Raw genomic sequence first — 18,485 nt, 5'->3', positions numbered from 1 at the left:
CGCCCTCTTCCTGTTGGAGAGGGCGGGGTGAGGGGTTCAGGCATTAGCCTTAACGCGCTGTATCTCTGTTTCCCCACGTTTCATTACCCGATCCAACACCTCTGCCTCCAGCTCCGCCAGTCTTGCTGATCCTACGCGGCGAGGACGCGCAATATCCACCATCAGATCCAGACCCATTTTCCCTTCTTCTATCAGAAGCACGCGGTCGGCCATCGCTACCGCCTCAGATACGTCATGCGTCACCAGTAGCACCGTAAAGCCATGCTTCTGCCACAGGGAGCCAATCAAATCCTGCATTTCGATTCGTGTCAGGGCGTCGAGTGCGCCGAGCGGCTCATCAAGCAACAACAGGCCCGGACGATGCATTAACGCCCGCGCCAGCGCTACGCGCTGCTTCTGCCCACCTGACAGCGTCGCAGGCCATTCATCCGCACGATTTTCCAGCCCTACAGCGGCAAGCGCCTGGCGGGCCTCATCTCGCCAGTTGCCTTTAAGCCCCAGCCCAACGTTATCAATTACCGTTTTCCAGGGAAGCAGGCGCGCATCCTGAAACATCATGCGGGTGTCGTTCTGAATATTTGCCAGCGGCGTTGTACCAGCAAGAATTTCTCCATCGTTGGGGGCCTCCAGTCCGGCTAACAGGCGTAACAGCGTACTCTTACCGCCGCCGCTGCGCCCGACAACAGCTACGAATTGTCCGGCAGGAATGTGCAAATCCAGCGCATTTAGAATGGTGTTTTCGCCATAGCGTTTGGTCACACCGCTGAGCAGCAGCGGTGTACCCTGAGTCAGTCGGGCTGTGTTCATGCTTTCGCCTCCTGAGTGGTATAGGCCGGGTTCCAGCGCAGCCAGCTGCGCTCCAGCCACTGGGCGCTGACGTCGGCGAGTTTGCCGAGCAGGGCATAAAGGATGATCGCGACCACCACCACGTCCGTTTGCAGGAATTCGCGGGCGTTCATCGCCAGATAGCCAATGCCAGAGTTGGCTGAGATGGTTTCAGCCACTATCAATGTTAGCCACATCAGGCCGAGCGCAAAGCGCACCCCGACCATAATGGAGGGTAGGGCACCTGGCAGAATCACGTGGGTAAAAAGCGCGAAGCCTGATAAACCATAGCTGCGCGCCATCTCGACCAGACCGCGATCGATGTTACGGATCCCATGCCATGTATTGATGTAAATCGGGAACAGCGTACCCAGCGCCACGAGGAATATTTTGGCGCTCTCATCAATACCAAACCACAAAATCACCAGCGGGATCAGCGCCAGATGCGGCACGTTGCGCAGCATCTGAATAGACGTATCCAGCAACCGTTCACCCCAGCGGGAAAGACCGCTCACCAGACCCAGCGCCAGCCCGATGCTGCCGCCGATGGAAAAACCAATCACCGCGCGCCAGGAACTGATCGCCAGATGTTGCCACAGCTCTCCGCTGACGCTCAGCGACCAGAACGCTTTTACGACGCCCTCCGGGGAGGGCAAAATGCGGCTCGACAACCAGCCTGTAGACGACGCGAGCTGCCAGACAGCCACAATGCCGACGGGCAAAAACCACGGGGCGGCACGCAGGAGCCATTTTTGTGAGGTGGCAGACATGGTCACTCCTTAGCTTTGCGCCGCTTTTCGTGGAATAAACTCGTTCGCCACGGCTTCGCCCTGAAGCTGGAGCGGTTGCGGCTGCGGAATTTCCGGGATGGCGACATCCAGATGGGGGAATAACAGCTCACCCACTTTGTACGCCTCTTCGAGATGCGGATAACCGGAGAGAATAAAGCTATCAATACCCAGGTCAGCGTATTCATTAATACGTGCTGCCACGGTCTCACCATCGCCAACCAGCGCCGTGCCCGCACCGCCACGAACCAGACCGACACCCGCCCACAGGTTTGGGCTGATTTCCAGGTTCTCGCGCTTGCCGTTGTGCAGGGATGCCATCCGGTGCTGCCCGACGGAGTCGGTTTTGGCAAACGCAGCCTGTGCTTTCGCGATGGTGGCATCATCCAGATGGGAGATGAGACGATCGGCCGCCTGCCAGGCTTCTTCGTTGGTCTCACGCACAATCACGTGCAGACGAATGCCAAAGCGCACTGTGCGACCATAGGCTGCGGCCTTAGCACGCACCTGGGCGATTTTCTCTTTGACCAGGTCTGGCGGTTCGCCCCAGGTCAGATAGAGATCAACCTGTTCTGCCGCAAGGTCCTGCGCCACGTCCGATGACCCACCAAAATAGAGAGGAGGGCGTGGTTGTTGGACGGGCGGGAAGTAGAGTTTCGCGTCACGAACATGAATATGTTTACCTTCGAACGTCACGGTTTCACCTTCCAGCAGACGTCGCCAGACGCGAGTGAATTCGGCAGAGGCTTCATAGCGCTCAGTGTGATCGAGGAACACACCGTCACCCGCCAGCTCCTGCGGATCGCTGCCCGTAACAAGGTTAAACAGGGCGCGGCCGTTGGACAGTCTGTCCAGGGTTGCCGCCTGACGCGCCGCCACGGTGGGTGAGACGACGCTCGGACGCAATGCCACCAGGAACTTCAGACGCTGAGTCACCGGAATCATTGATGCAGCAACCAGCCAGGCATCTTCGCACGAGCGTCCGGTCGGGATCAGTACGCCAGTGAAACCGATTCGGTCCGCTGCCTGCGCAATCTGTTGCAGATAGCCATGGTCAACCGGGCGTGAGCCCTCTTCCGTACCAAGATAGTGGCCATCACCATGGGTGGGTAAAAACCAGAAAAGATTCAGGCTCATGATTTTGTTCCTTCTTTACCGGCGGGCTGCCAGATACGTTCGCGAATATTCACCTGTTTTGGAACAAGGTGGTTTTGATAGAAGAGGTCGGCCGTTTGTTGCTGAAGTGCGGCGACGTGCGCGTCTAAGGGTGTAATGGTGGTCGGCGGACGGTGGTTGAGATAGCTCGCGATCACCGGTTCAGGTAAGCCCATGGTTTTGGCCAGCAGGGCGATACTCTCCTGACGCTGGTTTTGCGTCAGTGCGTCGGCCTGAGTAAAGGTATTGAGGACGTCCTGAACGAAGGCACCGTATTTTTCCGCATACGGTCTTGCTGCAAGATAGAACGAGCCGGTCTGTTTCAGCGTGGTACCGTCTTTCAGAACGCGAACGCCGCCCTGTAGCAATGCGGCGGAATAGTAAGGATCCCAGATTGCCCAGGCATCAACGTCCTTCTGCTGAAACGCGGCGCGCGCGTCGGCAGGCGTCAGATAAACGGGTTGAATGTCGGTAAACTTGAGCCCGGCTTCTTGCAGAGCGCGCAGCAGCAGGTTGTGTGAGCTGGAACCTTTCTGGAAAGCAACTTTATGCCCTTTAAGGTCGGCGACGCTTTTAATGTCGCTATTTTCAGGCACCAGGATCACTTCGGCCTTCGGTTTGGGCGGTTCAACGCCAACATAGAGCAGGTCTGCTCCCGCTGCCTGGGCGAATATCGGCGGAATATCGCCTGTGCTGCCCAAATCAATACTGCCAACGTTAAGCGCTTCCAGCATCTGCGGACCAGCCGGGAACTCAACCCAGGAGAATTTGGTGTCCGGGAAGCGTTTTTCCAGAAGCTGGTGGCTTTTTGCCAGCACCATGCTGACGCTGCCTTTCTGGTAACCAATGCGTAAGCTTTCAGGTGCAGTTTGCCCGGCATGGGCCAGCGACGTCAGCGCCATCAGTCCGGCCAGTCCAATACGGGTTACGGTTTTAAACATGTGCGACTCCTTGCGGATGACCAAACGCAGGTGCCTGGATATCCCTGCGATGCAGGGCATGCCAGAAGGTTTCCAGGGCGTTATCGAGGCGGGTTTGCAGATTGGGTGTAAAGTACGGTTTATGTTGATAGTCAATGACCTGGGAGTCGTCCGCGAACACTCCGTGAAGGATCTCCTGTGCTTTCAGGGCGTTCAGGACCGGCTTCAGGGCATAATCCACGGCCAGTAAATGCGCCACTGTGCCGCCGGTTGCCAGGGGCAGCACTACTTTGCCATCCAGCGCACGTTCAGGGAGCAGGTCAAGCAGGGTTTTCAGTGCCCCGGAAAAAGAGGCTTTATAAATGGGTGTCGCCACAATTAACCCATCAGCGCCTTTAAGCTGTTCAGTCAGGGTGTGAAGCGCCGGGCTGTCAAAACGGGCATAGAGCAAATCTTCAGGTTCGAAGTTATGCAGGTTCCAGTGGCACACTTCCACATCCAGGGCATTAAGTTTTTCACGGGCATATTCCAGCAGGGCGCTGGAGCGCGAAGGGAATCGTGGACTTCCGGCCAGAGTAATGACGCGCATACGTTCTCCTTATAACCAATTGTTTGCTTTTATCTAACATTCATAACAATTTTCAGGAGTGTGACACTGCGCGGTTATTCCACTAAATGATTTATCTGCAATTTAAATGCGAAAAAGTGCATAAGAAATGAGCCGGAAGGTAAACGATTGCGTTTTACGCTGATTTTTTGCCGCAGGTCAATTCCCTTTCGGCGTCGGATCGCCCATAATCCCCTCCCGGTTTGCACACCGGGAATCCAGGAGAGTTCATGTACTACCCCTTCGTTCGTAAAGCCCTTTTCCAGCTCGACCCTGAGCGCGCTCATGAATTTACATTCCAGCAATTACGTCGTATTACAGGAACGCCTCTGGTCGCTCTGGTGCGTCAAAATGTGCCGGAAAAACCTGTGCAATGCATGGGACTGACCTTTAAAAACCCGCTGGGTCTTGCGGCAGGTCTGGATAAAAATGGCGAGTGCATTGATGCCCTGGGCGCGATGGGCTTTGGATCTATCGAAATCGGTACTGTCACGCCGCGCCCACAGCCGGGAAATGACAAGCCGCGTCTGTTCCGTCTGGTCGAAGCCGAAGGCTTGATCAACCGCATGGGCTTTAATAACCTCGGTGTCGATCACCTCGTTGAGAATGTAAAAAAAGCCCATTTTGATGGTGTATTAGGTATCAATATTGGCAAAAATAAAGACACACCGGTAGAGCAGGGTAAAGATGACTATCTGATTTGTATGGAAAAAGTCTACGCCTATGCTGGTTATATTGCGGTGAATATTTCTTCGCCCAATACCCCGGGTCTGCGTTCTTTGCAATATGGTGAAGCGCTGGATGATCTTCTGAGTGCCATTAAAAATAAACAAAATGAGCTCCAGTCGATCCACCATAAATATGTTCCCGTCGCGGTTAAGATCGCCCCGGATCTTTCTGTCGAAGAATTGATCCAGGTTGCCGACAGTTTAGTTCGCCATAATATTGATGGTGTGATTGCGACCAATACCACACTCGATCGCTCCCTGGTTCAGGGAATGAAAAACTGTGACGAAGCGGGTGGGTTAAGTGGACGTCCGGTACAATTAAAAAGCACCGAAATTATTCGTGCATTGTCAGCGGAATTAAAAGGTCGTTTACCGATTATCGGCGTCGGTGGTATCGACTCAGTGATTGCTGCGCGTGAGAAGATGGCGGCAGGTGCATCACTGGTGCAAATCTATTCCGGCTTTATTTTTAAAGGACCGCCGCTGATTAAAGAAATCGTTACTCATATCTAATCTTTTCTCTTAATCAGACAACCAGGGCTTTATTTCCGGCCCTGGTTGTTTTATATTCCGTCATTGTTGCTTATTTAGACATTATAGTCTTTTATTAAATGGTGTTAAAAACGAAGCGACGAGCAGGACATTTTTAGTACAGGACGTTTGGGACGGGAGAGAAACATGCGAATTAAACCTGACGATAACTGGCGCTGGTATTTTTGCGACGAGCATGACCGTATGATGCTCGATTTAGCCAATGGTATGTTGTTTCGTTCTCGTTTTGCCCGCCGAATGTTAACCCCGGACGCTTTTTCTCCGTCAGGATTCTGTGTTGACGATGCTGCGCTTTATTTCTCCTTTGAAGAAAAATGTCGCGATCTGATGCTCTCTAAAGAGCAGCGTGCCGAACTGGTATTAAATGCACTGGTGGCTATTCGTTTTCTGAAACCACAAATGCCAAAAAGCTGGCATTTCCTGCCGCATGGCATGAGCTGGACGCCAGCAACGGGCGACGCGGCCAGTGTCAGTCTGAGTGATAGTGCAGAAGAGGTAAGCCTGCTGGTGGTTGAGCCTGGGGAAAATGCTGCGCTCTGTTTGCTGGCTCAGCCCGGCGTGACAATTGCCGGGCGGACGATGCAACTTGGGGATGCCATCAAAGTCATGAATGACAGGCTGAAACCCCAACTTCGTGTGGATTCTTTCAGCCTGGAACAGGCTGTTTAAGCTTCCAGTTGTACTGATGTTTTTGGGATACAGCTACAGCACAGAATTGTCCCGTCGTCGGCTATTGCGGATTTTTTCAGCGCACTGACTTCCCCCTCAACCAGCTTGATTCGACAGCAGCCACAGATCCCCGCACGACAGGAATACGGTATGCGGATACCTGCTTGTTCCAGCTGTTCAAGTAAAACCTGCTGATTATTGCCCCGGATGATGTTGCCCTGCCAGTGAATATCCACTGATGAGCTGACCTGTGTCTCAAGGTCTACGAACTCGTCTTCCTGACCGGAGCCATATACTCTTGCGGGTCCACGGGCAAGAATTTCTACCTCGTCACCGACACGGATCACGCCGCTGGAACGGGGGATCAGGTTCAGGCCAAAATCCACATCGCCATTGTCCTGCGCAGTGCGGAACGATTGCAGGGTTTTCAGCGGCTCTCCGGAAGGGTGCTTCTGGCCTTTTTCCGGGCTTACGGTGGTAAAAATACAGCGGCTGCATGGCTTCGCGACATCGAAAATCACACTGCCGATGCGAATCACTTTCCAGGTGTCTTCTTCCCAGGCTTCTGTACCGGTTACCACCAGATTGGGGCGAAATTGCTCCATCTGAACGCTGGCTTTACAACGGCGCTGCAGGTCGCGCAGGGAGGCTTCGCTGGTCAGCAGGAAAGGAAAACCGTCCGCAAATGAGAGCGGAACTGCGTCGTGACGCTTCACGCGGCGCGTCAGCGACGGGCCTACCCAGCGTAACTGCACATCGCGCGAGAAGAAGCCGCTAAGCCAGCGGTTAATCTCGTCTGTGGCAATACGCGCGGTAAAATGATTGCCCCACACTTCTGTTGGCGCATCCACAGGCGCAAAATCAGCAAAGCGGATCACCACACTGGAACCATCCGGCGCGGTAAGATGCAAACCGTCATGAAGGGGGGAAGGGATAAAGCGAACCATCTGCGGGAACTGGCGTGCAGTAATGAACGTACCGTCAGGCTCGGTGATCATAAAGATACGATCGAAGGCAAATCCGCTCATGTCGGCAAGTGCGTGAGAAATGCCGATGCCGCGCATGGATTTCACCGGATGAATAAAAAGCCTGGATAACGTCGCCACTGCACACTCCCTCGAATGAAAATAAGCCTTCAACTTTATGACATACACGCCATATTAGCTATAATGCGCGACAATTTTCTAAGAGTAAAAGTGACGATATGAATTCTCTGTTTGCCAGTACGGCCCGTGGGCTGGAAGAGCTGTTAAAAACTGAACTGGAAGCCCTGGGTGCGCAAGAGTGCCAGGTAGTTCAGGGTGGTGTCCATTTTGAGGGCGACACGCGGCTTATTTACCAGAGCCTGATGTGGAGCCGTCTGGCGTCGCGCATCATGCTGCCGATGAAAGAGTGCAAGGTCTATAGCGACCTTGATCTCTATACCGGCGTACAGATGATCGACTGGACAGAGATCTTCACACCTAATGCCACTTTTGCAGTGCATTTCAACGGCGTGAATGATGAGATCCGCAATAGCCAGTACGGTGCCCTGCGCGTTAAAGACGCCATTGTGGACTGCTTCACCCGTAAAAATAAGGAACGTCCGAACGTCGATCGCGAAAATCCGGATCTGCGTATTAATGTCTGGCTGAACGGCGACACCGCAAGCATCTCTCTGGATCTGAGCGGCGCAGGCCTCCACCTGCGCGGTTACCGCGACCGCACGGGTATGGCACCAATCAAAGAAACCCTCGCCGCAGCTATTGTGATGCGCTCCGGCTGGCTGCCGGGTACCCCACTGCTTGACCCGATGTGTGGTTCCGGAACATTGCTGATTGAAGCTGCCATGTTGGCCACCGACCGCGCGCCGGGCCTGCACCGTGGTCACTGGGGCTTCAAGGGCTGGGCACAGCACGATGAAGCACTGTGGAAAGAGGTCAAAGACGACGCGCAGACCCGTGCGCGTAAGGGCCTGGCGGAATACACCTCCCATTTCTATGGTTCGGACAGCGACCCGCGCGTAATTGAACGTGCTCGCAGCAACGCCCGTCGCGCCGGTATTGGCGAGCTGGTCACTTTCGAAGTGAAAGACGTGGCGAACCTGACCAACCCGCTGCCAAAAGGTCCCTACGGTACCGTTATCAGTAACCCGCCATACGGTGAGCGTCTGGACAGCGAGCCAGCGCTGATTGCCCTGCACAGCCTGCTGGGTCGCAATATGAAAGATTACTTTGGCGGCTGGAACCTCTCCCTGTTCAGCGCTTCACCTGAATTGCTGAGTTGCCTGCAGTTACGTGCCGATCGCCAGTTTAAGGCGAAAAACGGCCCGCTGGACTGTGTGCAGAAAAACTACCACCTGGCAGAGAAAGCAGCGGACAGTAAGCCATCCGGCGTGGCGGAAGATTACGCCAACCGTCTGCGCAAGAATCTGAAGAAATTCGAGAAATGGGCGAAGCAGGAAGGTATTGAATGCTATCGCCTGTACGATGCTGATCTGCCGGAATACAACGTGGCGGTTGACCGCTATGCGGACTGGGTGGTGATTCAGGAATACGCCCCACCGAAAACCATTGATGCGCAAAAAGCGCGTCAGCGTATGCTGGACGTCATTGCGGCAACCATCGCTGTGCTGGGTATTGCGCCAAACAAACTGGTGCTGAAAACCCGCGAACGTCAGAAAGGAAAAAATCAGTACCAGAAAATGGGTGAGAAGGGCGACTTCATTGAAGTGGGCGAATACAACGCTCGTCTGTGGGTTAACCTGACTGACTACCTTGATACCGGTCTGTTCCTTGACCACCGTATCGCCCGCCGCATGCTCGGACAGATGAGCAAGGGCAAAGATTTCCTCAACCTGTTCTCCTACACCGGCAGCGCCAGCGTGCATGCGGGTCTGGGTGGCGCGCGGAGCACGACCACGGTGGATATGTCCCGTACCTATCTGGAGTGGGCGGAGCGTAACCTGCGTCTTAACGGCCTCACCGGGCGTCAGCATCGTTTGATGCAGGCCGATGTGCTGGGCTGGTTGCGTGACACCAATGAACAGTTCGATCTGATCTTTATCGATCCGCCAACCTTCTCCAACTCCAAGCGTATGGAAGATAGCTTTGATGTACAACGCGATCACCTGCGCCTGATGACCGACCTGAAGCGCCTCCTGCGTAAAGGCGGCACCATTATGTTCTCGAACAACAAACGCGGCTTCCGTATGGATCATGACGGCTTAGCAGCCCTGGGGCTAAAAGCACAAGAAATCAGCCAAAAAACGCTGTCTCAGGATTTCGCCCGTAACCGTCAAATCCATAACTGCTGGTTGATTACCGCGGCCTGAAAGGAAAAATAAATGTCTTTAATTAGTATGCACGGTGCGTGGCTCTCTTTCAGCGACTCACCGCTTCTCGATAATGCAGAACTGCACATCGAAGATAACGAGCGTGTCTGTCTGGTGGGCCGTAATGGCGCAGGTAAATCCACGTTGATGAAAATCCTGAACCGTGAACAGGGTCTGGATGACGGCCGTATTGTTTACGAGCAGGATCTTATCGTTTCCCGCCTGCAACAGGATCCGCCGCGTCATGTGACCGGTAGCGTTTACGATTTCGTGGCTGAAGGTATTTCTGAGCAGGCTGAATACCTGAAGCGTTATCACGAGATCTCCCATCTGGTGATGACTGACCCGAGCGATAAGAATCTCAACGAACTGGCGAAAGTGCAGGAGATGCTCGATCACCACGGTCTGTGGCAGCTGGAAAACCGCATTAATGAAGTGCTGGCTCAGCTCGGTCTGGAAGCCGATATGGAGTTGTCAGCGCTCTCCGGCGGCTGGCTGCGTAAAGCGGCTCTGGGCCGTGCGCTGGTCAGTGGGCCGAAGGTTCTGCTACTGGACGAACCGACGAACCACCTGGATATCGAAGCGATTGACTGGCTGGAAGGGTTCCTGAAAACCTTCAGCGGCACCATCATCTTTATCTCTCACGACCGTTCGTTTATTCGCAACATGGCGACGCGCATTGTCGATCTCGATCGCGGCAAGCTGGTTACCTATCCTGGCGATTACGATACCTATCTGCTGGAAAAAGAAGAAAACCTGCGCGTGGAAGAGCTGCAGAATGCGGAGTTTGACCGCAAGCTGGCGCAGGAAGAAGTCTGGATCCGTCAGGGCATCAAAGCCCGTCGTACACGTAACGAAGGTCGCGTTCGTGCGCTGAAGGCGATGCGCCGTGAGCGTAGCGAGCGCCGCGAAGTGATGGGCAGCGCCAAAATGCAGGTGGAAGAGGCGTCCCGTTCCGGCAAGATTGTCTTCGAAATGGAAAACGTTAACTATCAGGTTGACGGTAAAGTGCTGGTGAAAGACTTCTCGGCACAGGTTCAGCGTGGTGACAAAATTGCACTGATTGGTCCGAACGGTTGCGGCAAAACCACGCTGTTGAAACTGATGCTGGGCCAATTGCAGGCTGACAGCGGTCGTATCCACTGCGGCACCAAGCTTGAAGTGGCCTACTTCGATCAGCACCGCGCAGAGCTGGATCCGGACAGAACGGTGATGGATAACCTCGCTGAAGGTAAGCAAGAGGTGATGGTAAATGGCAAGCCGCGCCATGTGCTGGGCTACCTGCAGGACTTCCTGTTCCATCCGAAACGTGCGATGACGCCGGTACGTGCGCTGTCAGGCGGTGAGCGCAATCGTCTTCTGCTGGCACGTCTGTTCCTGAAACCAAGTAACCTGTTGATTCTCGATGAACCGACGAACGACCTGGATGTCGAAACCCTGGAATTGCTGGAAGAACTGATCGACGGTTATCAGGGGACGGTGATGCTGGTTAGCCACGATCGTCAATTCGTGGATAACACCGTGACCGAGTGCTGGATCTTCGAAGGTGAAGGGCGAATTGGTCAGTATGTCGGCGGTTATCACGATGCAAAAGGGCAGCAGTCGCAGTCTCTGGCGCAGAAACAGTCAAAGTCCAAAATAAGTTCTGAACCTGCTGTAACAAAAGCAGAAACTGTCAAGAAAAGCTCGGCTAAACTAAGCTATAACCTGCAGCGCGAACTGGAGGGGCTACCGCAGCGTCTGGAAGAGCTGGAGGCCGCGCTTGAAGATCTGCAAGCTCAGGTTGCTGATGCGACATTCTTTACCCAATCGCACGACTATACTCAGAAAATACTGGCTGAACTGTCCGCGGCTGAAAAGGCCCTGGAAGAAGCATTTGAGCGCTGGGAGTACCTTGAGTCTCTGAAAAACGGCGCATAAACAGGGATAACATATGTGTGACCAGCACCATGCCGACAGGCATATATTATGCTCGCAATGCGATATGCTCGTGGCGTTGCCAGAGCTTGGTCACGGACATAAAGCGCTGTGTCCACGTTGCGGAGCAACGTTGACAACCGAGTGGGACGCGCCGCGGCAGCGTCCCACTGCTTACGCTCTGGCAGCATTGTTCATGCTGCTACTCTCCAATCTTTTCCCGTTTATCTATATGAAAGTGGGCGGGATCACCAGCCAGGTGGATTTACTTGAGATCCCGGGCGTCATGTTTTCGGAAGACTATGCCAGCCTCGGCACCTTCTTCCTTCTGTTTGTGCAGATCGTCCCGGCCTTTTGTCTGGTTGTCATCCTTTTGCTGGTCAACCGGGTAAAAATGCCTGCTGCGCTGAAAATCAAACTGGCGCGTATCCTGTTTCAGCTTAAAAGCTGGGGGATGGCCGAGATTTTTCTGGCGGGCATTCTGGTCAGCTTCGTGAAGCTGATGGCCTACGGTGACGTAGGGATTGGCAGCAGTTTTATTCCGTGGTGTCTGTACTGTGTACTGCAACTGCGTGCATTCCAGTGCGTGGACAGGCGTTGGGCATGGGACGATATCGCTCCGGCCCCTACACTTGCTCAGACGGTAAAGGTCGGCGTACCGGGGATCCGTCAGGGTCTACGCTCTTGCTCCTGCTGTACAGCCGTGCTGCCTGCCGATCTGGACGTCTGTCCGCGCTGTGAAACGAAAGGTCATTTACGACGTAAAAACAGCCTGCAGTGGACGATGGCACTACTGGTGACCTCTGTCATGCTGTATCTGCCAGCCAATATCTTGCCGATTATGATCACCGATTTGCTGGGCGACAAAATGCCCTCGACGATTCTGGCCGGGGTGATATTGCTGTGGGGTGAAGGTTCGTATCCGGTCGCCGGTGTAATCTTTATCGCCAGTATTATGGTGCCAACCCTGAAAATGATCGCGATCGCCTGGCTCTGTTGGGATGCAAAAGGTCACGGTAAACGCGACAGCGAACGCATGCACCTGATTTATGAAGTGGTCGAGTTTGTCGGACGCTGGTCAATGATTGACGTGTTTGTTATTGCCGTTCTCTCTGCACTGGTGCGGATGGGCGGATTGATGAGTATTTATCCCGCGATGGGGGCATTAATGTTTGCACTGGTCGTGATTATGACTATGTTTGCGGCCATGACCTTCGACCCTCGTTTATCGTGGGATCGTGAGCCTGAATCAAGCCATGAGGAAGAGTAAGAGCATGGAAAATAAGAGTGGAGAGGCGAAAGTGCAGAAGGTCAAGAACTGGTCACCGGTGTGGATTTTCCCCATCGTGACGGCGCTGATCGGGGCATGGATCCTGTTTTATCACTACAGCCATCAGGGGCCGGAAGTGACGCTGATTACCACCAATGCCGAGGGGATTGAGGGCGGTAAAACGACCATCAAGAGCCGCAGCGTGGATGTGGGTGTGGTTGAAAGCGCAACCCTGACCGATGATTTAACGCATGTGGAAATCAAGGCGCGCCTCAATGCTGGCATGGAAAAATTGCTGCATGGCGACTCGGTGTTTTGGGTGGTTAAACCTCAGGTGGGGCGTGAGGGGATTAGCGGGTTAGGAACGTTGTTGTCGGGTGCCTATATTGAGTTGCAACCTGGCGCTAAGGGTAACCAGCCAGCCAAATATCAGCTTCTGGATTCACCGCCGCTTGCACCGCCTGATGCCAAGGGCATCCGCGTGATCCTCGACAGCAAAAAAGCAGGTCAGCTCACGGCGGGTGATCCGGTGTTGTTCCGCGGTTACCGTGTCGGCTCGGTTGAAACCAGTACCTTTGATCCTCAAAAACGCGCCATCAGCTATCAGCTGTTTATTAATGCGCCAAATGATCGACTGGTTACCAGCAATGTCCGCTTCTGGAAGGACAGCGGGATCGCGGTTGATCTCACCTCAGCAGGTATGCGCGTTGAAATGGGGTCTCTGACAACACTGTTTGGTGGTGGCGTAAGCTTTGATGTGCCAGAAGGGTTGGATCTGGGTCAACCGGTTGCCGAGAAAACGGCATTCAGGCTCTTTGACGATCAAAAAAGCATTCAGGACGCGCTCTATACCGATCACATCGACTACCTGATGTTCTTCAAAGATTCCGTTCGCGGTCTGCAGCCGGGCGCACCTGTAGAATTCCGTGGTATCCGCTTGGGTACGGTAGGACAAGTACCGTTCTTTGTGCCGGGCCTCAAGCAGATGCTGGATGATGATTACCGCATCCCGGTGCTGATTCGCATCGAACCGGAACGTCTGCTCAACCAGATTGGTGGGGAGCAGGATATTGGAGAGCATATTACCACTCTGATGAATCGTGGTCTGCGTGGGTCGCTGAAAACCGGTAACCTGGTGACTGGCGCACTCTATGTGGATATGGACTTCTATCCAAAAGCACCGCCATTTACCGGTATTCATGAATTTGGTGGCTACAAGATCATCCCAACGGTGAGTAGTGGTTTGGCCCAGATCCAGCAACGCCTGATGGATACCCTGGACAAGATCAACAATCTGCCACTGAATCCGATGATTGAAGCAGCGACAGGCTCGTTGCATCAGAGTCAGGAGACAATGCGACGTCTGCAAGCCACGCTGGATAACATCAACAAGATCACGGCGAGCCAGAGCATGCAGCAACTGCCACAGGATATGCAGAAAACTCTGCGTGAGCTGAACCGCAGTATGCAGGGCTTCCAGCCGGGTTCTGCGGCTTACAACAAGATGGTGGCTGATATGCAGCGCCTTGATCAGGTCTTACGTGAACTGCAACCAGTGCTGAAGACGCTCAACGAGAAGAGCAACGCGCTGGTGTTCGAAGCGAAAGATAAAAAGGATCCTGAGCCTAAGAGGGCAAAAGAATGAATAAGTGGCTATTGATGGTTGGTGCTCTGCTGTTAACGGCGTGCAGTTCAGGGGTAGATAATAAAAGCTACTATCAGTTGCCTGTGGCGACCCACAGCGACGGGCAAAGCACGGCGAGTCAGGGAAACCGTCAGTTGTGGGTTGAGCAGGTTGCCGTGCCGGATTATCTGGCAGGAAACGGCGTGGTCTATCAGACCAGTGACGTTAAATACGTGATTGCGACCAACAATCTGTGGGCCAGCCCGCTGGATCAGCAACTGCGCAACACGCTGGTGGCCAATCTGGGCAGTCAGCTTCCGGGCTGGGTTGTCGCTTCGCAGCCGCTGGGTAACGATCAAGATACGCTGAACGTCACCGTAACAGGCTTCCACGGCCGTTATGACGGTGCGGTGGTGATCAGCGGGGAGTGGTTGCTGAATCATCAGGGGCAGCTGATTAAGCGTCCGTTCCATCTGGAGCTGAAGCAGCAGAAAGATGGCTATGACGAAATGGTGAAAGTCCTGGCTCAGGGTTGGGCACAGGAGTCGGCCAGTATTGCCAGGGAAATTTCCCGGCTGCCATAAGTAAAATTCATCGTCAAAAACCGCAATCGGTCTGCCACTGATTGCGGTTTTTTTTTCGTTTTCACTTCAGGTTGTTACTTGTGCCGGGTCACAATTTTTGTACAAATGATCTTCCAGCTAGCTCACAAATATGACACCCGTATGAATTTTGAACATTGACGCTGCGACTAATTCGGGGTATTCGTTATCTGTGCCTGTGCATTTGTGCAGACACTGTTTTCTTTCCACCAGACAAAAGAATGAGGGAAACGAGGCATGAAGAGACAGAAACGAGATCGCCTGGAACGGGCTCATCAACGTGGTTATCAGGCCGGCATCGCTGGACGTTCTAAAGAAATGTGTCCTTATCAGACGATAAACCAAAGGTCACAATGGCTTGGAGGCTGGCGAGAAGCCATCGGCGACAGGGCACTCATAGCCTGATAACGTCTCTTTAAAAAAAGAAACCTCCGCATGCGGAGGTTTCGCCTTTTTGAGATTGCGAAAAGCAATATCAGAACGCGGAAGTATCCTGGAACAGACCCACTTTCAGGTCGCTCGCGCTATAGATCAGGCGACCATCGACCAGCACTTCGCCATCCGCCAGGCCCATAATCAGGCGACGGTTAACAATGCGCTTGAAGTGAATACGATAGGTCACTTTCTTCGCAGTAGGCAGAACCTGGCCGGTGAATTTCACTTCGCCAACACCCAGTGCGCGGCCTTTACCTTCACCACCCAGCCAGCCCAGATAGAAGCCAACCAGCTGCCACATTGCATCCAGGCCCAGACAGCCAGGCATTACCGGATCGCCAATAAAGTGGCAACCGAAGAACCACAGGTCCGGATTGATATCGAGTTCTGCTTCTACGTAACCCTTATCGAAGTTGCCGCCGGTTTCGGTCATTTTCACGACACGGTCCATCATCAGCATGTTCGGGGCCGGTAACTGTGGGCCTTTCGCACCAAACAGTTCACCGCGACCAGAGGCAAGAAGATCTTCTTTTGTATAGGATTCGCGTTTATCTACCATGTTCTCAGTAAGCCTTATTTTAGTGAAGGACGCAGGATAGCTAACACGTGTACGCTGAACAAGTCCGATCAGTTCGAACCAAACCAGCCCAACCAGCGTAACGGCCATGGATAACGATGACGAGCATCCTGCTGTGTCGCCTGAGCAATGCGTTCCTGAATAGTCTGCATCAGGGTGGTTTGCCCTTCGCCATCCCATACCAGGTTTGTCAGTAAGGGTAGTGCATCCTCAATCCCTTCGATGGCCCAGATGGCGAATTGCTCTTGCTCCACCGCATCCAGAATATCCTGACTGAGGCTCAAATGGCGTGCATTGGGAGCAGGAATAATCACACCCTGTTTGCCATTTAAACCGCGCTGCTGACAGATAGAGAAGAAGCCTTCAATTTTTTCGTTGAGGCCTCCCACTGGCTGGGCACGACCGAATTGGTCCACCGAACCGGTGATCGCGATGTTCTGATTGATGGGCACTTCGGCCAGGGCGCTGATTAGGGCGCACAGTTCTGCCATAGAGGCGCTATCACCATCAACTTCGCTGTAGGACTGCTCAAATGTCAGCGAGGCGGAGAAGGGGATCTGTTGCTCGAGCTGCAGCTCTGACATCAAAAACGCCTGCATGATCATCATGCCTTTCGCGTGAATGTTTCCGCCCAGCTCGGCTTTCCGTTCGATATCGGTGAACTCGCCATCACCAATATGGACAACGCAGCTGATACGGGACGGTTCGCCGAAAGCGCGCGGATGGCCAGGAAACTCAATCACCGACAGGGCGTTGATCTGTCCAACGCGTTCGCCTTCGGTCTCGACCAGAATTTGTTCCAGCAGAATTTCATCCTGCATACGGTCAGCAAGATAGCCTTCTCGCCACTCACGCTGAGCCAGCATCTGTGTGAGCTGTTCTCCGGTGAACGCACCGTTACCGCTGACCACACCCACTTCACGCAGCTGTTTGCTGATCCAGAGTGGACAGAGGGGCAGCGTTTCCTGGTCACCGGTATAGCGCACCGCTTCGCGAATCAAGCCTGGCCACGCGTCAGCCGCAGGTGTTGGCAGCGAAAAACGTTCAGCAACCGCCATTACCCACTGGCACCACTGCGCCATATCGTCGGCATCGGCAATCTGGATGTTGTCTTCGTACTCGCTGTAGACTGCCTGCTCAGCCAGTTCCGGTTCCATTTCCTGGAAGTCTGCCAGAGATTCGCGGTCACCCGTCAGCACGACGGTCAGCGACAGAGGCATAGAGGGAACAGAGACAGGCAGAGGACGGGACTCATCGTAGCCGACCCAGTCAAAACGTTGCTGGTTCACAATCGTTTTCAGACGCATCCACAATAGCGGCTGCGAGAGTAGGGTACGCAGTGAGATGATAAGCACACCGCCATTTGCGCGATGTACCAGCCCCGGTTGCAGCGAAAGTTCACCATTAAACTGGCGCAGACAACCAAAGAGTTGTTCAGCCTCGACCCAGTTAGCGGTAATCACTTCACCTTTAACGGCAAAACGCCCATCAGCCTGAGCTGCTGGTTCGAAAGTGACATCATGTCCCGCGATACGATATTCGCCGCCAAAGACTGCATTCGCTTCCGGCTGCAACTGGCGCATGGCGTCCCCAAGAAGCGTCAGGTATTCCGCTTCTTCCGGGGCTTTAAGCAGCATGAAGGGCGCTGTTGCCCATGGGCTTAACACCTGCTCCAGCGCATAATGCAAACGTGGTTGCGTATCGCTAAGGATGAATTCGTGTTCTTTTGCGAGATCTGGCTGTGCAAACAGTTCCTGATAACTTTCGGTATCCGGAACAAGGTCACGCCATGCAAGTTTCGTAATGGTCAAAGTTGATGTTTTTTAGTCAGATGTAAAAGCGTGGAGTATACCGTAAGCGAGGGGGACTACCCAAGCAGGATTGGGGATTTCGACAGGGGGATTGCCTGCATTCACTCACAGATATGATTTCTTTTCAGCAGATTGCTAAAAAACTGATATTCTGAACAGAGTTACGTGGTAACACTGAGATCGCAATGAAATATCAACAACTGGAAAATCTCGAAAGCGGCTGGAAATGGAAGTACCTGGTCAAAAAGCACCGTGAAGGGGAGTTGATCACCTGCTACATCGAAGCCAGCGCTGCGCAAGAAGCCGTGGATATTTTGCTGACCCTCGAAAATGAACCGGTACAGGTTAACGGCTGGATTGAGAAGCACATCAATCCTGCGTTGTTAAACCGAATGAAGCAAACTATCCGCGCGCGACGCAAACGACATTTTAATGCGGAGCATCAGCACACGCGCAAAAAATCTATCGACCTTGAGTTCGTGGTCTGGCAGCGCCTGGCGGGGCTGGCACAACGGCGTGGTAAAACGCTGTCGGAAACGATCGTGCAGTTGATTGAGGATGCCGAGCATAAAGAGAAGTACGCCAACCAGATGTCGACGCTGAAGAACGACCTTCAGGCATTGTTGGGCAAAAAATAGACTTTAGTTTTCTTCAGATAATAAAAAACCCCGCATTGCGGGGTTTTTTTATAA

At 53.6% G+C, this 18,485-nt stretch carries 17 protein-coding genes; 9 read left to right on the top strand and 8 right to left on the bottom strand.

Annotation, left to right across the window (positions count from 1 at the left end; all coding sequences use genetic code 11):
* Positions 1-36: 36 nt before the first annotated feature.
* The 5 genes from ssuB to ssuE are packed head-to-tail and all read right to left on the bottom strand — an operon-like array spanning position 37 to position 4,277.
* Positions 37-807: an aliphatic sulfonates ABC transporter ATP-binding protein gene (gene ssuB, locus V6E55_RS15835; RefSeq protein ID WP_316943332.1), complete on the bottom strand. Its 771-nt coding sequence runs from the start codon at positions 805-807 to the stop codon at positions 37-39.
* Positions 804-1,595, bottom strand: a complete 792-nt coding sequence (gene ssuC, locus V6E55_RS15830) for an aliphatic sulfonate ABC transporter permease SsuC (RefSeq protein ID WP_236920395.1) — start codon at positions 1,593-1,595, stop codon at positions 804-806. The genes ssuB and ssuC overlap by 4 nt, the downstream gene beginning before the upstream one ends.
* A 9-nt stretch (positions 1,596-1,604) precedes the next feature.
* Positions 1,605-2,750: an FMNH2-dependent alkanesulfonate monooxygenase gene (gene ssuD / locus V6E55_RS15825; protein WP_316943331.1), complete on the bottom strand. Its 1,146-nt coding sequence runs from the start codon at positions 2,748-2,750 to the stop codon at positions 1,605-1,607.
* The gene (locus V6E55_RS15820) at positions 2,747-3,709 is read right to left on the bottom strand and encodes a sulfonate ABC transporter substrate-binding protein (protein WP_316943330.1); all 963 of its coding nucleotides are present in this window, start codon (positions 3,707-3,709) and stop codon (positions 2,747-2,749) included. The genes ssuD and V6E55_RS15820 overlap by 4 nt, the downstream gene beginning before the upstream one ends.
* On the bottom strand, positions 3,702-4,277 hold the full coding sequence (gene ssuE / locus V6E55_RS15815; RefSeq protein ID WP_316943329.1) for an NADPH-dependent FMN reductase: 576 nt from the start codon (positions 4,275-4,277) through the stop codon (positions 3,702-3,704). Before ssuE ends, V6E55_RS15820 begins: the two co-directional genes overlap by 8 nt.
* A 248-nt stretch (positions 4,278-4,525) precedes the next feature.
* Between ssuE and pyrD the strand changes: the two genes are divergently transcribed.
* Entirely contained in the window at positions 4,526-5,536 is a 1,011-nt protein-coding gene (pyrD, locus tag V6E55_RS15810) for a quinone-dependent dihydroorotate dehydrogenase (RefSeq protein WP_028019223.1), read from the top strand.
* A 165-nt stretch (positions 5,537-5,701) separates the two neighbouring features.
* Positions 5,702-6,244, top strand: a complete 543-nt coding sequence (zapC, locus tag V6E55_RS15805) for a cell division protein ZapC (protein ID WP_316943328.1) — start codon at positions 5,702-5,704, stop codon at positions 6,242-6,244.
* Here zapC and V6E55_RS15800 read toward each other — a convergent pair.
* Positions 6,241-7,350: a YcbX family protein gene (locus V6E55_RS15800; RefSeq protein WP_316943327.1), complete on the bottom strand. Its 1,110-nt coding sequence runs from the start codon at positions 7,348-7,350 to the stop codon at positions 6,241-6,243. The two genes, zapC and V6E55_RS15800, sit on opposite strands and share 4 nt — an antisense overlap.
* A gap of 98 nt (positions 7,351-7,448) precedes the next feature.
* On the opposite strand from V6E55_RS15800, the gene rlmKL reads away from it, so the two are divergent.
* From rlmKL to rmf, 6 genes are all read left to right on the top strand, one after another.
* Positions 7,449-9,557, top strand: coding sequence for a bifunctional 23S rRNA (guanine(2069)-N(7))-methyltransferase RlmK/23S rRNA (guanine(2445)-N(2))-methyltransferase RlmL (rlmKL, locus tag V6E55_RS15795; protein ID WP_114978358.1), 2,109 nt, complete (start codon positions 7,449-7,451; stop codon positions 9,555-9,557).
* A 12-nt stretch (positions 9,558-9,569) separates the two neighbouring features.
* Entirely contained in the window at positions 9,570-11,477 is a 1,908-nt protein-coding gene (locus V6E55_RS15790) for an ABC transporter ATP-binding protein (RefSeq protein ID WP_114978357.1), read from the top strand.
* A gap of 13 nt (positions 11,478-11,490) precedes the next feature.
* Positions 11,491-12,744 carry a membrane integrity-associated transporter subunit PqiA gene (pqiA, locus tag V6E55_RS15785; RefSeq protein ID WP_316943325.1) on the top strand — a complete coding sequence of 418 codons (1,254 nt, stop codon included), beginning with the start codon at positions 11,491-11,493 and terminating at the stop codon, positions 12,742-12,744.
* A 4-nt stretch (positions 12,745-12,748) separates the two neighbouring features.
* Positions 12,749-14,389: an intermembrane transport protein PqiB gene (gene pqiB, locus V6E55_RS15780; protein WP_129996287.1), complete on the top strand. Its 1,641-nt coding sequence runs from the start codon at positions 12,749-12,751 to the stop codon at positions 14,387-14,389.
* A complete protein-coding gene (gene pqiC, locus V6E55_RS15775) occupies positions 14,386-14,952 on the top strand; it encodes a membrane integrity-associated transporter subunit PqiC (protein WP_236920400.1) in 567 nt (188 codons plus the stop codon). Before pqiB ends, pqiC begins: the two co-directional genes overlap by 4 nt.
* Before the next feature lie 255 nt (positions 14,953-15,207).
* Positions 15,208-15,375, top strand: a complete 168-nt coding sequence (gene rmf / locus V6E55_RS15770) for a ribosome modulation factor (protein ID WP_013097261.1) — start codon at positions 15,208-15,210, stop codon at positions 15,373-15,375.
* Positions 15,376-15,445: 70 nt separating this feature from the next.
* Here the strand turns inward: rmf and fabA are convergent, their stop codons facing one another.
* Together fabA and V6E55_RS15760 are read right to left on the bottom strand one after the other, a co-directional pair.
* Positions 15,446-15,964 (bottom strand): 3-hydroxyacyl-[acyl-carrier-protein] dehydratase FabA, encoded by a 519-nt coding sequence (gene fabA, locus V6E55_RS15765; protein WP_008499931.1) that lies wholly within the window; start codon positions 15,962-15,964, stop codon positions 15,446-15,448.
* 68 nt (positions 15,965-16,032) lie between these two features.
* On the bottom strand, positions 16,033-17,793 hold the full coding sequence (locus tag V6E55_RS15760) for a Lon protease family protein (RefSeq protein ID WP_316943323.1): 1,761 nt from the start codon (positions 17,791-17,793) through the stop codon (positions 16,033-16,035).
* Between the two features lie 185 nt (positions 17,794-17,978).
* On the opposite strand from V6E55_RS15760, the gene matP reads away from it, so the two are divergent.
* A complete protein-coding gene (gene matP, locus V6E55_RS15755) occupies positions 17,979-18,431 on the top strand; it encodes a macrodomain Ter protein MatP (protein WP_008499929.1) in 453 nt (150 codons plus the stop codon).
* Positions 18,432-18,485 lie beyond the last annotated feature (54 nt).

The organism is Enterobacter sp. 342, from assembly GCF_036663495.1.
Taxonomy (GTDB): domain Bacteria; phylum Pseudomonadota; class Gammaproteobacteria; order Enterobacterales; family Enterobacteriaceae; genus Enterobacter.
This window is presented reverse-complemented; position numbering and strand designations above follow the sequence as displayed.